This window comes from Candidatus Tumulicola sp. (assembly GCA_035601835.1).
Taxonomy (GTDB): domain Bacteria; phylum Vulcanimicrobiota; class Vulcanimicrobiia; order Eremiobacterales; family Eremiobacteraceae; genus DATNNM01.
Genome location: DATNNM010000012.1, coordinates 140,925 through 156,561, shown reverse-complemented (window position 1 = coordinate 156,561; position 15,637 = coordinate 140,925). Strand labels below are relative to the sequence as shown.

At 65.2% G+C, this 15,637-nt stretch carries 15 protein-coding genes; 2 read left to right on the top strand and 13 right to left on the bottom strand.

From position 1 onward, the window contains the following. From VN934_08470 to glp, 13 genes are all read right to left on the bottom strand, one after another. Window positions 1-588: a rhomboid family intramembrane serine protease gene (locus VN934_08470; protein HXM18837.1), complete on the bottom strand. Its 588-nt coding sequence runs from the start codon at window positions 586-588 to the stop codon at window positions 1-3. Continuing rightward, on the bottom strand, window positions 585-1,532 hold the full coding sequence (locus tag VN934_08465; protein HXM18836.1) for a hypothetical protein: 948 nt from the start codon (window positions 1,530-1,532) through the stop codon (window positions 585-587). Before VN934_08465 ends, VN934_08470 begins: the two co-directional genes overlap by 4 nt. Next, on the bottom strand, window positions 1,533-2,609 hold the full coding sequence (locus VN934_08460; protein ID HXM18835.1) for a glycosyltransferase: 1,077 nt from the start codon (window positions 2,607-2,609) through the stop codon (window positions 1,533-1,535). It lies immediately after the preceding gene. A gap of 16 nt (window positions 2,610-2,625) precedes the next feature. After that, window positions 2,626-3,930 (bottom strand): pitrilysin family protein, encoded by a 1,305-nt coding sequence (locus VN934_08455; GenBank protein ID HXM18834.1) that lies wholly within the window; start codon window positions 3,928-3,930, stop codon window positions 2,626-2,628. Next, window positions 3,927-5,309, bottom strand: coding sequence for an insulinase family protein (locus VN934_08450; protein ID HXM18833.1), 1,383 nt, complete (start codon window positions 5,307-5,309; stop codon window positions 3,927-3,929). The genes VN934_08455 and VN934_08450 overlap by 4 nt, the downstream gene beginning before the upstream one ends. Window positions 5,310-5,385: 76 nt before the next feature. Then, window positions 5,386-7,320: an ATP-dependent zinc metalloprotease FtsH gene (gene ftsH / locus VN934_08445; GenBank protein HXM18832.1), complete on the bottom strand. Its 1,935-nt coding sequence runs from the start codon at window positions 7,318-7,320 to the stop codon at window positions 5,386-5,388. An 18-nt stretch (window positions 7,321-7,338) separates the two neighbouring features. Next, window positions 7,339-7,887, bottom strand: coding sequence for a hypoxanthine phosphoribosyltransferase (hpt, locus tag VN934_08440; protein HXM18831.1), 549 nt, complete (start codon window positions 7,885-7,887; stop codon window positions 7,339-7,341). Further along, on the bottom strand, window positions 7,884-9,272 hold the full coding sequence (gene tilS, locus VN934_08435; protein ID HXM18830.1) for a tRNA lysidine(34) synthetase TilS: 1,389 nt from the start codon (window positions 9,270-9,272) through the stop codon (window positions 7,884-7,886). The genes hpt and tilS overlap by 4 nt, the downstream gene beginning before the upstream one ends. A gap of 7 nt (window positions 9,273-9,279) precedes the next feature. Then, window positions 9,280-9,762 carry an SsrA-binding protein SmpB gene (gene smpB, locus VN934_08430; GenBank protein HXM18829.1) on the bottom strand — a complete coding sequence of 161 codons (483 nt, stop codon included), beginning with the start codon at window positions 9,760-9,762 and terminating at the stop codon, window positions 9,280-9,282. Then, window positions 9,759-10,160 carry a PaaI family thioesterase gene (locus VN934_08425; GenBank protein HXM18828.1) on the bottom strand — a complete coding sequence of 134 codons (402 nt, stop codon included), beginning with the start codon at window positions 10,158-10,160 and terminating at the stop codon, window positions 9,759-9,761. Before VN934_08425 ends, smpB begins: the two co-directional genes overlap by 4 nt. Next, window positions 10,157-11,068 carry a tetratricopeptide repeat protein gene (locus tag VN934_08420; GenBank protein ID HXM18827.1) on the bottom strand — a complete coding sequence of 304 codons (912 nt, stop codon included), beginning with the start codon at window positions 11,066-11,068 and terminating at the stop codon, window positions 10,157-10,159. The genes VN934_08425 and VN934_08420 overlap by 4 nt, the downstream gene beginning before the upstream one ends. A gap of 41 nt (window positions 11,069-11,109) precedes the next feature. Beyond that, a complete protein-coding gene (locus VN934_08415) occupies window positions 11,110-11,898 on the bottom strand; it encodes a metallophosphoesterase family protein (protein ID HXM18826.1) in 789 nt (262 codons plus the stop codon). Then, the gene (gene glp, locus VN934_08410; GenBank protein HXM18825.1) at window positions 11,847-13,088 is read right to left on the bottom strand and encodes a gephyrin-like molybdotransferase Glp; all 1,242 of its coding nucleotides are present in this window, start codon (window positions 13,086-13,088) and stop codon (window positions 11,847-11,849) included. Before glp ends, VN934_08415 begins: the two co-directional genes overlap by 52 nt. 126 nt (window positions 13,089-13,214) lie before the next feature. Between glp and VN934_08405 the strand changes: the two genes are divergently transcribed. Then, on the top strand, window positions 13,215-14,312 hold the full coding sequence (locus VN934_08405) for a type IV pilus twitching motility protein PilT (protein HXM18824.1): 1,098 nt from the start codon (window positions 13,215-13,217) through the stop codon (window positions 14,310-14,312). 40 nt (window positions 14,313-14,352) lie between these two features. Beyond that, window positions 14,353-15,636, top strand: coding sequence for a serine--tRNA ligase (serS, locus tag VN934_08400; GenBank protein HXM18823.1), 1,284 nt, complete (start codon window positions 14,353-14,355; stop codon window positions 15,634-15,636). Window position 15,637 lies beyond the last annotated feature (1 nt).

Here is a 15,637-nt window from a genome sequence, read left to right as displayed (position 1 = left end):
CTACACTTCGTCTTCGGGAACAACCGCGGCGGGTTGGAAGAGCGACGCCCGAGCCGGTGTGAGGACCTGCGCGACGAGCGCGCCGCCGAGCAGACCGCCCACGTGCGCCTGCCACGATATGTACGGATTGATGAAACCATTGGCCAGCGTCAGGAGAATAGGAAAGCCGGCCGCGCGCAAGAGCGGGCCGCGCATGGCCGGCAGCTTGAAACCGAGCACCACCATCGCACCGAAAACACCCATGATCGCCCCCGACGCGCCGATGGCCGGCGCCGGGCTGAGGACCGTCACGGCGAGGTTGCCCGCGATCAATCCGGCGACATAGATGAGCGCGTAACGCGGGCTGCCGTACGCGAACTCGACGAACGTTCCTGCTTGGAACAGCGCGAGCATATTGAACAAGATGTGCGGCACGCTTGCGTGCAAGAACCCGCCGGTGATCAGCAGCCACCACTCGCCGCCTTTGACGAGAGCCGGCGTGACCGCCCCGGCGTTCGTGAGCGCGCCGCCCTGCAGGTAATCGATGGCGAACACGATCACGCAGATGGCGATGACCGCCATCGTGACGGGAACGTTTTGCGGTCTCACGCGAGCGCGCTGCGCAATGCCGCGACGAACAGCGGGATCATGATCTCGTGATGGCCGGTGAACATATAGCCGCGCCCCGAGCCGCCGAGATGCGGCCGCGTCACGACGTTGGTACGCGTCCGGTAATGCCGGATGAAGTCGAAGTCGGCCGTCACGAAATCACCGCGCGCGCCGAGGTTGCGCGCGATGGACAAAGCCTTCAGGAACACCTCGGGCATCATCACCGCCGAACCGAGGTTGAGGTACGCGCCGCCGTCGGCGACGGCCGCGACCACCTCGGTGAAAAGACGAAAATCCAACAGCGAGGCAGCGCCTAACGCGGCGCCGTCGGCCTTCGGGTGCATGTGGATGATGTCGGTGCCGATCGCGACGTGGACGGTGACCGGCACATCGAGCGCCGCGCCTTGCGCCAAGATAGAGTCGCGCGCGTAGGGCGCATTCGCTTTGAGCAGCGCGTCGCCGAGCGCGCGGCCGAGACCGACCTTCGGGCCTGTGTCCGCGATCGCTCTCAAAATGAAGTCGGCGGTCTCGCCCGACATCCCAAACGAACCGTCGCGCAGCGATGCGTCCACATCTTCTGACGTCTTGCCGGCGATCGCCAGCTCGACGTCATGGATGCATACCGAGCCATTGCAGCCGACTGCGCTCGCGATGCCGGAGCGCATGAGGTCCACCAGCACCGGACCCAGGCCGGTCTTGACGACGTGCCCGCCGATGCCCAGCGCGATCGTCTTTCCCGCACGGTGCGCTTTCGCCACGTACGCCACCAGCTCGCGCAGCTCGCTGACCGCGAGCACGTCGGGCAGGCCGCGCCAAAAGTCGTCGAAGCTCATGCCGGCGCGCGGCGGCACCGCGAGCGACTCCAGCGACACCTTCGATGGGCGCCTGGCGAGGTCGGTCAAGCGGAGTTTGTTGAGATCGAGCCGCGGGAAACGTTTGGTCAACTATAGATACCCTTCGATGAGCTCCCGCAAGCGTTCGCGGAAACGTTGCGGCGAATACGCTTGGGCGTGCGCGACGAGGCGCCTGCGATCAAAAGCATTCGGATCAAACGATCGCAGCTTTTCAGCGAGAGCTTCCGCCGTCGCTTCGTGGAAAAACGATCCGGTCTCGCCTTCCACGATTGTTTCGAGCGACCCTCCGGCTGCGAACGCGATCGCGGGGCGGCCGGACGCCGCCGCTTCCAACGCGACGAGACCGAAATCTTCGACGCCGGGCACGAGCACCGCCCGGGCGCGGGCGTACAGCGCTCGCCGCTGCGCGTCGTCGACGCGCCCCGCAAAGCGCACGGTCGGGCCTGCTAGGCGGCGCAGGCGCGACTCGTCAGGTCCGCTGCCGACGACGACGAGGCGCACGCCGATCGCGTTGCACGCTTCGATCGCGAGCGCGACGCGCTTGTACGGCAAAAGGCGCGCCACCACGAGATAGTAGTCGTCGATCTCATCGGACGGCGCGAAGCCGTCGACGTCCACCGGACACGGCACGATATCGCAGTCGCGATTGTAGCACGCTCGGATCCGCGCCGCCACGTTTGCGGAGTTCGCGATCATGCGCGTAGGACGTTGGGCAGCGAGGTAATCCCAACGCCGCAAGCCCGGCAGCACGGCGTGCAGCAGGGGCCGCAGCGGCGCGGGCGTGAGCTCGTTCGCATATTCCTCCGGATACCACAAGAAGCGCGTCGGCGTGTTGACGTATGACACGTGCAGGGCATCGCTGCGGGTCAGAACGCCTTTTGCGAATGACGTCGTCGAAGAAACGACAAGATCGTACGCATGAAGGTCGAGTGACTCGAATGCCCGTGGATACAGCGGCAACAGCGCGCGAAACGCTCGGGAGCCTCCGGGTATGCGTTGCAGCCAAGTCGTGCGGATGTCGATGCCGTCAAAGGCGGAGCCGACGGCCTTGCGATCCCACAAGGACGTGTAGATCGGCGCATCGGGATAGAGCGGGTGCATTTCGGCAAGCACGCGTTCGGCGCCGCCGAGCTGTGTCAGATAATCGTGGACGAACGCGGTGCGCACCGCCGTTTTAGTCGCGCTAGCGGTTTTCGGCCACCGGCAGGACCACGGCGACGGTTTCCCGCGCGAGATACTGCTTCGCGACCCGCTTGACGTCCGCTGCGCTCACCGCCGCGATGCGCGCGGGCAATTCGGACTCGAAGGAGAGGCCGTCGGGCGACATCGCCGAGCGTCCGAGCAGCCAGGTCGCATCGGACAAGGTCGAGTCAGACATGAGATAGTCGCCGATCGCCAAGCGCTTGGCGCGCAAGAGCAGATCTGCGGGAAGGTTCGCGCCGCGCAACCGCGCGACGCCGGCCTCCATCTCGCTCATCGCTTGCGTGATGGTAGCGCTGTCGCCGTTCAGGAAGATCACGAATGTGCCCGGACGCGCTTCGTATTGATAGAATGTGCCGACGAAAGCGTCCATCGCGGCGCCCGCAGACCCGAATGACAACGCGTGGATGTCACCGCCGCGCCCGAGCAGCGCTTCGATGACCAGCATCGCCGGAAAATCTTTCGAGAACTGCGAGGGCGCGCCGTAGCCGAGCGCCAGCCACGTCGACTCGACGTTACGATGCGAGATCACCTGGGATTGGCGCGTCACGGCTGCGGGCTGGGGAGCCGGCGCGCCGGCGCCTGCCGGCCAGGCGGAGAACGCCGAACCGATGGCGGCGACGTTATTGTCGGAAACGGCTCCGAGGATCGCGACCACCGTTCCGTTGCCGTGCCGATACCTCTCGGCGAAACGCTGCACGTCTGCGGCGGCCATGCGCGAAAGGGTGGAAGCGCGACCGCCGTCCGGAAACGCGAAGCCCGTTCCGAGGTAGCGCACTTGTCGAACCATGCCATAAGCCACTTGCACAGGGCTCTTCGCGGTCTCGGAAACCTGATCCACCAACTCGGCGCGCGCCATCGGGATTTGAGCCGGGTCCGGATTGGCGATAGCGCTCGCGAGATCGCGCACGAGGCGGGGCAGATCGGCCGCGCGGCTTTCGATATAGAATCGCGTGGACTCGGGATCGACGGTGTAGGTCGCCGATCCACCCGCGTTCGCTGCGAGATCGGTCAGCGACGCGCCCCTCTCGACGGGCGTTCGCAGCACGACCGACGCGGTCAACGCGGCGATGCCGGCCAGACCCGCGGGCTGCTGCATGAGGCCCGCCGGCACGAAGACCTGCGCCCCCGCGATCGGCGAGTCCGCAAGCGGCGCCGAAACGATCACGACGCCGTTCGGCAACGCGTTACGCGCGGCGGCAGGGAACGACGCGTTTGTATCCGGCTGCGGAGCAGCGCCGACCAGCAGTAACGCAGCGAAAAGGATCGAGCAGTGGCGCAGCTTCATCGAATGCTGCCTCCGCGCGTCAGCACGCGTTGCGGCGGCATGTCGCCGGTAGTCGTCTGACTTGTCGGCCGAGGCGCGACGGTCACGGTCGCAGGCGCGCCGGCGAGATAGGTCTTGGCGGTTCGAAAGATAAGGTCGGGCGTGAGCGCGGCGGCGCGTTTGAAATAATCGCCCGAAAGCGCGGGGTCGATGGCGCTCGGCGTGTACGCCGGCGCACCTTGCGCGAAATACCAGCCATAGTTGTCCGCCAACTCTTGCGGCGTTTGCGCGTCGCGAAGCGTGTGCGTGCGGAACGCATCGAGCGCGCGCGCGAACTCCGCTCCCGGCAAGGGGCCGTCGAGGAGCGGCTTCATCGCCGCTCGCATCGCGTCAGCCGTGAGCTGCACCGGCAGCTTGTCCGCGGAGGCGCTCATGTAGAACACGCCGGCTCCCCGGAGCGTGATGAATTGGCCGGAGAATTCGATGGCTGGATTCGAGGTGTGCAGCGCCTTGGCCACGAGCCCGTAGCTCGGCCGAGTCAGGTAGTCCGAAATGAAATCCATTGCGGTCGATGCGCGCTCGTCGTCGACCGCCGGCCCTACCCAGCCGAGCGCCACACCGGCCGTATCGGCGAAGCCGTTCATCGTCGGCTGGGCCGGTGGCGAGGTCTGCGCCGAGGCTGGGAATGCGGGTACCGATCCCGCCGGTGGAGCCGCCGAAGCGATCCTGCGCAGGAATGCCTGCTCGTCGACGCTGCCGACCGCGACCACGATGGCATTCCCCGGCTGATAGGCTTGGCCCGCAAAGGTCTGCACGTCGGCCCCCGTCATCGCCTTCAGGCTCGAAGACGTGCCGAAAGGCGATGCGTGAAACGGCCCGTTCACGAAAAGCGTGTTGAACACCGCATCGCGCAGCAGCAACGCCGGATTGCCAGACGCCAGCAATTGTTGCTCTGCCATGCGCAGCTTTGCATCGCGGAAGCCGGCCGCGTCAACGGTCGGATGGAAGACGCGGGCGACGAGCGCATCGGCGAGGCGATCGGCCGCGTAGGCCGGCGCGACGATCGCGATCTCCGTCGAGCCGGGAAAAATCGAGACGCTGATCTGCCCGCCCTCGAGCCGCACGAGGTCGCGCAGAGATGCTCCGGCGACTTTGGTGCTTGCGATGCTCAGACCGGTGAGCCGCGCTATGCCCGGCTTCGCGCCGTCGTAGCCGTTGGACGGACAGATGATCCACGCTTCGAGCGCCACGGTGGGAGAAGCGGTCGCATGACGAGCGGCGACGGTGAGGCCGTCGCTAAGCTGCGTCTCGTTCGGGGCGAGCGGCAACGCGAGTGCCGAGGATGACAACGTCGCCGCGAGCAGCGCGGCGACAGGGGCAAGCAAAAGGGATTTTAACATAGGCGGACTGACTGATTTCGCCCGAGATGTAGCAGCGGACCTTGTAGAAGGCCCGTTGCTCACGTTAATCTCAGAATCAGGCGGGTTCTGGTGGAGGGAAGGGCAGCGCACCCGGCTTGACGCGGGTCTTTTCTTCCTTCGGCGCCTGCGAGGCCGCCGCGGCGGCTTCGGGCGCGACCGGTTCGGGCGTCTTGCGCGCGACCAGCTGCGGCGCATCGGACAGCAGACGGTCGACGTCTTCGCCTTCAACCGTCTCGCGTTCGAGCAACGCCTCTGCGAGGCGGTGCAGCTTATCGATGTTCGTCTCGAGCAAGTGGTACGAATTCGCGTAGCACGTGTCGATGATCAGGCGCACCTCGATATCGATCTGGCTCGCCACTTCTTCGGAGTAGTTGCGCTCCTCCATGATGTCGCGGCCCAAGAAGACCTGCTCGTGCTTCTTGCCGAGCGCCATGGGACCGAGCTTGTCGCTCATCCCCCACTCCATCACCATCTTGCGCGCCAAGGTGGTAGCCCGCTGGAGATCGTCGTATGCGCCGGTCGTCGACTCGTGGAAGATGAGTTCTTCCGCCGCGCGCGCACCCAACATCACCATGATGCGATCGATGATCTCGGCCTTGATCATCAAGTAGCGGTCTTCGGTGGGCAACTGCATCGTGATGCCAAGCGACATGCCGCGCGGAATGATTGTGACTTTGTGCAGCGGATCGGCGTGGGGCAGCAACTTGGCCACCAGCGCATGGCCGCTCTCGTGATACGCGACCATCTCTTTTTCGCGCGAGCTCATGATCCGGCTCTTGCGCTCCGGTCCGGCCACGACGCGATCGATCGCCTCTTCGCAATCTTTCATATCGATCTGCGTCTTGTTCTGGCGCGCTGCCAACAGCGCGGCTTCGTTCAGCAGATTCTCGAGATCCGCGCCGGAGAATCCGGGCGTACGGCGGGCAAGCGTTTCCAACTTGACATCGGGCGCGAGCGGCTTGTTGCGCGAGTGCACGCCGAGGATCTGAGCCCGTCCGACCACATCCGCACGATCCACGACGACCTGGCGGTCGAAACGGCCGGGCCGCAGCAGCGCCGGATCGAGCACGTCCGGCCGGTTCGTGGCAGCGATGAGAATGACGCCGGTGTTGACATCGAATCCGTCCATCTCCACCAGCAACTGATTGAGCGTCTGCTCGCGCTCGTCGTGGCCGCCGCCAAGGCCTGCGCCGCGCTGCCGGCCGACGGCATCGATCTCGTCGATGAACACGATGCACGGCGCGCTCTTCTTGGCCTGATCGAACAGGTCGCGAACGCGCGACGCGCCCACGCCCACGAACATCTCGACGAAGTCCGAACCGGAGATCGAGAAGAACGGCACGCCGGCTTCGCCTGCGATCGCGCGCGCGAGCAGCGTCTTGCCGCTGCCCGGCGGGCCGAGCAGGAGCAGGCCTTTCGGGATGCGCGCGCCGAGGTTCTGGAACTTCTTCGGATACTTGAGGAACTCGACGACTTCTGCGAGTTCTTGCTTGGCCTCGTCAACGCCGGCGACGTCGGCGAACGTGACCTTGGGGCGGTTCTCGGTGAGCAGCTTGGCGCGGCTGCGTCCGAACGACAGCGCCTGGCTGCCGCCTGACTGCGCTTGGCGCATGAGCACCATGAAGATGATGATGACGAAGATGACGGGCAAGATATTGAGCAGGATCATCCAGGTCGGCCACGCGTTGGCCTGGCTGCCGTCGCCGCTCACCTTGATGTTCTTCTTGAGCAGCAGATCGGTGAGCTCCGTGGCCGAACCGGCCGGAAGCTGCACGGTCTCCACCGCATCACCGGTCATCTTGACGCGCGCCTCGTTGTTCGCGCCGATGACGACGTCGTGGATCGACTCAGGCGAGCGCTGGATCTGCTGGATGAAGGTCGTGTAGTCGACCGCCTTGGGGCTTTGGTTGGGCTTGAAGTAGGCAATGGCGAGGGCGACCAGCACCGCCAGTCCTACCCAGATGAGCACGTTTCGGATGAATTTGGCCATTTGCTTACTTATACGCTTCTACGAGGTCGAAAGTTTACATATATATGGAAGATTGCGATAGCGTTCTTGGTAGTCCAAACCGTACCCTACCAGGAAGGCGTCGGGTGCGACCAATCCCACATAATCGACGCGGACGTCGACCTTGCGGTGAAAGGGCTTGTTCACGAGCGCACAGGCGCGCAGGCTGCGGACGTCGCGGCTCTTGAGGTTGCCGAGCAGGTATTCAAGCGTCAAGCCTTCGTCCACGATGTCCTCGACGATGATCACGTTCTGATCGGCGGGGTTGCGATCGAGGTCCTTGAGCAGGCGCACGTCGCCTGCTCCCTCGCGTCCGGTGCCATACGAACTGACCACCATGAAATCGACCGATACCGGGTAGTCGGCGAGCGCCCGCATGAGGTCGGCGCTGAAGAGCACGGCGCCTTTGAGGATGCCCACGAGGAGAATCGGTTCGCCCTTGTAGTCGGTGCGGATCTGTTCGGCCATGCGCGCGATGGCGCGCTGGATATCGTCGGCGGTGAAGACGACTTGGCCTAGTTCTCCGTCACGCGTCAGGGCTTGTTTCATTCCTTACTATTATCGGCGTTCAACGCGACCGAGAGGACCTTTCCCCCTGCGCGCGCCGTGTAGGGCTCCATGGGGCGCATCCCCAGCACCGCGACGATCGTGTCCCCTTTACAGAGCAACGGTACGGCGCCGCGCCGCGGATTGGGAACGCCGGCCTTGGCCAAGAAGCGCGCGAGCGGCACGGGCCGGCTGCGCCCGGCGGGAACGACTTTGTCGCCTACGCGAGGTAGCCTGACGTGCAGCTTGGTGCCCGGCGGAAACTGCTTGGCGTCCAGCGCCAGCGCACCCTTGCGCGCCGGACCGTGGGTTAGGCTCAACGTTCCCCACGGCGTTTTGTTCGTACTTCGCGCGCTTGGCACGAGCAGTTCGTGCGCTGCCGGCCTTGCGACATGCGCGCTGGAGTCGACCATCATTCGGCCGGCGGAGAGCACGATGCTCGTCGCGCCTGCGTGGAACCTGCCGCCGCGCCGTTCGAGGATCGCGCGCGCGACGGCGTCGCAGTGACTGAAATGAAAATCGCGAGCGTTGCCTTGGACTTCGCGGACGGCGTGGCGGATCACGCGGCGCAGCATCGCTCTCGGAAGCGCGCGCAGTTTGGCGACCGACAGTTCAGACCCGCCGTTCGCGCGGCAGACGTGCCATGCTTGCGCGGTGAGATCTTGGAGCAGCACCTGATCTTCGCGCAGCAGCGCGGCGCCGCGGGCGATGGCGCCCGACGTGCCGGGCGCGACCATTTCGAGTTCGCGCAGCAGGGCGCGCACGCTGTTGCGTCGCAGGCGAAGATCGGCGTTGGTGGCGTCCAAAGCGTGCGGAATGTTCCGACTCGCAAGCACCGCTTCGAGCTGCTCCTTCGACGCCCACAGCAGGGGCCGGACCAGATCCACTCCGCGGCCAAGCCGCCGGCGCGGACGCATGGCGGCAACGCCGTCGATCCCAGCGCCGCGCGTCAACGCCAGTAATGTCGATTCGACCAGGTCGTCGCGCTGGTGCCCGGTGATCACGAAACGCGCGCCGACCTCACGCGCCACGCGCAGGAGCGTCTCGTAGCGGAATTCGCGCGCGCGCGCTTCCACCGACGTGCTCGACGCGGCGTGCCGAGGAGAGTTCGGACCCGCACCGGGCTGGAGCCGCTCTACAAGAACTCGGGCATCGCTGGCGCGGGCTTGCGCGCGCACCGCTGCGATGTCGCGTTTGATGTCGGCGGGCGGCCGCAGCCCATGATCCAGGTAGCAGGCGAAGAGCTGCGCGTTGGCCCGAGCGTGCCGGATCAGCAGCAGCGTCGCGCCGCTGTCCGAGCCTCCGGAGCACGCTACGAGGAGGCGGGGTTCGTCTTCAGGCACGCCCAGCAGATCGCAGGCTTGCGCGGCGCGCGCGGCCACGGCCACGAGCGCGTCACGATCCGCGACGCGCGAAGCGCGCGACTTCGCGCTCCGCTTCTCGCTGTTTGATCGTCTCGCGCTTGTCATATTGTCGTTTGCCACGTCCCAGTCCAAGTTCGACCTTGGCGCGCCCGCGCTTGAAGTAGGCGCGCAGCGGCACGAGCGTCAGGCCCTTTTCCTGCAACGTGCCCACCAGCCGCTGGATCTCGCGGCCGTGCAACAGGAGCTTCCGATCGCGCCGCGGCTCGTGCTGCGAAAAGAACGTTCCCTGTCCGTAGGCCGGAATCTGCACGTTGACGAGCCAAGCCTCGCGCCCCCGAACCCGAACGAAGCCATCCGTCAACGAGCAGCCGTTGACGCGCAGGCTCTTGACTTCGGTGCCGGTCAGCACGAGCCCGGCCTCGAGCTTGTCGGTGATGTGGTAGTCGTGGAAGGCTTTCCGGTTGCTGCTGATCTGCTTGACGCCGTCCCCCGCCGCGCCGGACGCTCGCTTCATTGCGAGATGAAGCGCGAGCTGCCTTCGGCGTACAGCGTGCCGTCTTCTCCGGACAGCCTGGCAACGGCATCGAGCATCTTCCCGCGCCGGCCAACGATCTTCCCTTCGAGCACGAGCGGCGCGCCGATCGGGACCGCTTTGCGAAAGCGCACTTCAAGCCGCGCGGTCACCGCGCGCACGCCCGCTGCGATCGCCGCGTGCGCCATCGCTTCGTCCAAGAGTGTGGCCACCACGCCGCCGTGGAGCATGTCGGACCAGCCGGAGAAATTCGGATTTGGCACCACGCGGCAGCGCGCGACGTCCGGCTCGTAGTCGAAATGCATCTGCAGCCCCGTTTGGTTGTCCGGACCGCACGCGAAGCAGCGCCGATCATCTTGCAGCGTGTCCGCTGCGGTCATTTGATGTCGCCGCGTTTGATCTTGTCCAGCTGCGCCTTCGAGTAATCCGGCGCTTCGCCGTAGACGATCGCTTCGGCGAAGGCCTGTTTGGCGTCGGCGATCTTGTGGATCTTGAGATATACCTGACCGAGCAGCGGCAGCCCGAATTGCCCGGCTTCACCGACGTGGCCCTTGTCGAGATCGATCGCGGTCTTCAGATACTTAATGGCCGCGTCGTACTGACCGAGATCGTCCATGATCGAGCCGAGGTGATAGAAGGCATCGGGATAGTTCGGCATCAGGTTCGGCACATCGATCAGATACGCGAGCGCGCGATTGGGGTTTTTGAGGTCCACTTGATAGATGCTCGAAAGATATTCGCGCGCGAGCAGATCTTTAGGCGCGCGATCGAGCGCCGCGAGGAATTCGGCTTTGGCGCGGTTGGTCGAGTTCTCCCCGAGCCGGTAGATGCCGAGTCCGACGTGCGCTGCGGCGAGGTTGGGATCGCTCGCGATCGCAGCGGCCAGCGCGTCGCGGGCGTCGGGTCCGCGCGCGGTGATGAACTGGCTCATGAACAAATAGGTATAGCCCAGGCGCGTCTGTGCCAGCGCGTCCTTGGGATGTTTGGCGGCGTCTTCTTCTTCTTGGTTGGCCAGCTGCGTCAAGGCGTCTGCGCCGATGTTCCGCACCGCGGCGTTCATGAACGACAGCGCGAATGAGTCCGCCGGCGCGATGGCAAGCGCCGCGTTGAACTCGATCTGAGCTTTGACAAAGCTCTTGGTGTAAAACGCGCTGAGGCCGTCATTGACGTGCGTCAAAAACGAGCGATCGGTGTAGGGATCGGACGTCGCAGCTTGGGCGCGCCCGGCGGCCGGCCCACACAGCAGGGCGAGCGCGGCGAGAACAAAGGCAACACGATACGCTCTCATTAGATCCTTTCGGGTTCGTTCGGTCTTGGAGCCGAGTGCGGCTAAGCGCCCAGTGCGAGCCGTTCGCCAAGCTGTCTCGGCAAACGGGCGCGCAGGATGCGCTCCTGGACGCCCTTGATGTCGTATTGGACACGACGGATCTCAACTGCGCGCGCGCCGTCGTCATAAAAGGCGAACGACGCTTGCGGGTTGCGATCGCGGGGCTGGCCGACGCTGCCCACGTTGATGATATAACGGTATTCGGGAAGCACTTCGATTCGCCCGCCGTGCGCCAATTTTTGTTGGAACGTCCCGCCTGCCGCGTCCTGGTAGTACACTTCCGCCACGTGGCTGTGACCCACGAAGGTCAATGGCCTCGACACCGACTCGAAGGCCAGCTTAGCGTCGCGCACGTCCATGATGTAGTCGAAGGCCTGAGCCGGCGATCCGTGGACGATGTCAAACCCGTCGAACTGGCGCTCTCTTGGAAGCTGGGACAGGTAGTGCCGGTTCTCCGCCGTCAGCTCGCCCTGGGTCCAGACCAGCGCCTCTCTGGCGACGCTGTTGAAGAAATTCGCGCCGGAACCCGACACCGCCGCCTCATCGTGATTTCCGGAAATGGCCAGGCACTCGCGCGCGCGCAAGAGATCGCAGCACTCGTTGGGATTGGGCCCATAGCCGACGATGTCGCCGAGGCACAGCAGCCTATCGATGCCGATTTCGTCGAGCTCCTGGATCACCGCCTTGAGCGCTTCGTGATTCGAGTGCACATCGGAGACGATGCCGTAGCGCATGCCCGTCAGACCCTGCTGATCCCGCCGCTGCGGGAGAACGGCATGGCGTCGACCCACGCGCCGCTTTCGATTCGACCCTCGCCCTGCGCCACCGCGACAAGCGCATCGGCCATGCCCAGGATGTGCATCTGCGCCGACGTGCCGAACAGCGGCGTGGCCAGCAGACCGTCGGCTGCCTGCGTCAAGCTCACCGGAACGCGTCGCTCGACTTTCGGGTCGCGAGCGATCGGCTCGGCAAGGCGCGCGCGGACGGGCAATGTGCTGTCGTGTTTGTCGAACATGCGCAACAAAACCGGTTTGCCCAAGGTCTCGAGCATGACGAGCGCGGACACCGGGTTGCCCGGCAGCCCGATGACGGGCTTCTCGCCGATCAGCGCCAGCAGCGTCGGGCGGCCGGGCTTGGCCCGAACTCCGTGTACGATGACGCCGGGCTCGCCTGCTTCGCCCACGACCTCCGGCGTGTAATCCCGGTCGCCGACGCTCGAACCACCCGAGATGACGACCGCGTCGGACGTCGCGAGCGCGTCGACCAAGCCTCGCGCGAGCGCCTCGCGTGCGTCGGCTACTCGCGGGTGCAAGCGCACCTCGAAGCCCATCGCTTGCAGCGCAGCGCTCAAGCAATGGCTGTTGATGTCGCGGATCTCTCCCGGGGCTAGTGCGAAGTCGCCGGGCGGAACGAGCTCGTCGCCGCTGACCAGAAGCGAGACAACCGGTTTCGCGTAGACGCTGACGTGCGCGATGCCGGCGCCTGCGAGCATGCCGACCGCGGCCGGGCTTATCGCCGTAGCGCGTCCCAACAAGATCTGCCCGCGCTTGACGTCGCTGCCGCGCGCGACGATTTGCGCAGCGGCGTCGCTGCCGTCGAGGATCTCGACATAGCTCCCGCTCTCACGCGTGTCCTCGAGCATGACGATGCCGGTCGCGCCGTCCGGCAATGCGCCGCCGGTCGGCACGCGCAGCGCCTGACCGGGGCGCAGCGCTTGCGACGGGGCTTTGCCCATGAGCACTTCACCCGCGATCGCGAGTTTCACCGGGCTCTGTGCGGTCGCAGATGCCACCTCTGAGGCGATCACGGCGAAGCCGTCGAGCGGGGAGCGGTCAAAAGGCGGCACATCTTCCGCCGCGGCGACGTCTTCCGCGAGAATCCTGCCTTCGGCGAGCGCGAGAGCCACCGATTCGGCCTGGGCGACGCGGATCGGGTATCGATCCATGGCCGCAAGCGCCTCCGCAACGGAGACGCGCCGCAACGTGGGATGAGAGACTCTCGTGGGTGACCTCCTTGCAGAACGGGGCGTTTGGGGCCGATAACCCATATATTCAGGGAATTGAGCCGCCGCGACCTTTTCGTCGCTGCGTGCGGGAGAACGTGACGAATGCCGTTTCCGACCATCGAAGAGCTACTCACGCAATTGTCGGCCCAAGAGGCGTCCGACTTGCACTTAGTGTCGGGCAGCCCGCCGACGATCCGCATACACGGCATCTTGCACAAGATGGGCACGGATATCCTCAAACCCCCGGATACCGAGGCGCTCATCCGCCCGATCCTGAACGACGATCAGTTCAAGGTCTTGCAACAGCGTCGCGAACTTGACTTCGCGCTCGCGATCAAAGGCTTCTCGCGATTCCGCGTCAACGCGTGTTACCAGCGCGATTCGCTCAGCGCGACGTTCCGCGCCATTCCGTCGCGCCCGCCGCGGCTCGAAGAGATGGGCTTTCCGAAAATCGTCGCCGATATCACCCTCAAGCCGCGCGGCCTCGTGCTCGTGACCGGGCCGACCGGTTCGGGCAAGACGACGACGCTGGCGTCCATGATCGACTACATCAATCGCAATCGGGCGGTCCGCATCGTCACCATCGAGGATCCGATCGAGTACCTGCATCACAACGACCAGGCCGTGATCAGCCAGCGCGAGGTGGGCCGCGATACGTTGGCCATCAGCACCGCGTTGCGCTCCACGCTGAGGCAAGACCCCGACGTGATCCTCGTCGGCGAGATGCGCGATTTGGAGACCATTCAGCTCGCGATTTCCGCCGCCGAAACCGGCCATTTGGTGTTCGCAACCCTGCATGTCACGTCGGCCGCGGAGTGCGTCAACCGCATCATCGACGTATTTCCGACGGACCAACAGGAGCAAGTGCGCGTGCAGCTCTCGGCGACGATCGAGGCCGTCTTCACGCAATGTCTCATTACGCGTGCCGACGGGCCCGGCCGCGCGTGTGCGATGGAAGTCTTGCTCGGCACGCCGGCCGTGCGCAACATGATCCGCGAGAACAAACCTTCGCAGATGGCCACCGCCATTCAGACCGGAACGGCTCTGGGTATGCAATCGCTCGAGAAGAACCTCGCACAGCTTATCGCCGCCGGAACGGTCACGTACGACGCCGCCGTTGAACACACGTCGCATCCGGGCGAGTTGCAGCGCATCGTCGGCGAGGCGGGCAGCGGCAAACCGAAATTCGCGACGGCCTAGAATAACAGGACCTTTCGGTCCTGACCCGCAAACTCGCGGCGTGCTCGACAAGAACCTCATCCGCGAGCAGCCGGACCGCGTGCGGCGCTCGCTCGCGCGTCGCCAGCTTCCCACAGACGTCGTCGACGAATCCCTCGCTTTCGACGCGCAATGGCGCGCCGTGGTCACGGCGATCGACACGGCCAAAGCCGAGCGCAACCAGCTCTCCGCGCAGTTCGCGAAAGCTAAGGACCAAGGCGGCGACGTCCTTGCGAAGCTGCGCGAGCGATCCAACGCGCTCGGCGAACGCATCAAGCGCCAGGAACAAGAAGCGGCGGCTACTGAAGGGCGGCTCGACGCGCTGCTCGCGCAGATCCCCAATCTTCTCGCCGACGACGTGCCTGACGGCGCAGACGCAGGCGCGAACGTCGAGATCAGGCGCGGCGGCACGATCCCGACGTTCGACTTCGAACCCAAGCCGCACTGGGAGATCGGCGAGCGCCTGGGCATCATCGATTTCGAGCGCGGCGTGCGGATCGCGCGAAGCCGTTTTGTGGTGCTCAAGGGTGCGGGCGCGAGGCTGAGCCGAGCGCTCGCCAACTTCTTCCTCGAGCGCAACGTCGCCGCGGGCTTCGTCGAGATCAATCCGCCGCTGCTCGTCAACCGGGAAACGGTCGAAGCGACCGGCCACTTGAGCAAGTTCTCCGACGCGATGTTCTCGCTCGAGGACGGCTCGTTGTTCTTGTCGCCTACTTCCGAGGTGCAACTCGTCAACCTGCACCGCGGGGAGATCCTCGAGGCAAGCGATCTTCCGTTGCGCTACACCGCGTACACCCCATGTTTCCGGCAAGAAGCCGGTGCCGCGGGCAAGGACACGCGCGGCCTGATCCGCATGCATCAGTTCGAAAAGGTGGAGTTGGTCAGCCTCTGCGCTCCCGAGGACAGCCCGGCGCGGCACGAACAAATCGTGCGCCAAGCCGAAAGCCTGCTGCAAGCGCTGGAACTGCCGTATCGGATCGTCGTGCTGTGCTCCGGCGACACGGGATTCGCGTCGAACAAGACCTACGATCTGGAAGTCTGGCTGCCCGGACACGACGCATATCGCGAGATATGTTCGTGCTCCAATTGCGGAGATTTTCAGGCGCGCCGTGCCGGCATTCGTTTTCGTCCGCAGCCTCGCGCCAAACCCGAGTTCGTGCACACCCTCAACGGCACGTCGCTGGCGTTGGGACGGACGCTGGTCGCGATCCTCGAAAACAATCAGGAAGCCGACGGCGCCGTGCGCGTGCCGACCGTGCTCCGGCCGTATCTGGACGGCATGGAACGAATCGCCGCGGCGGGCTAAA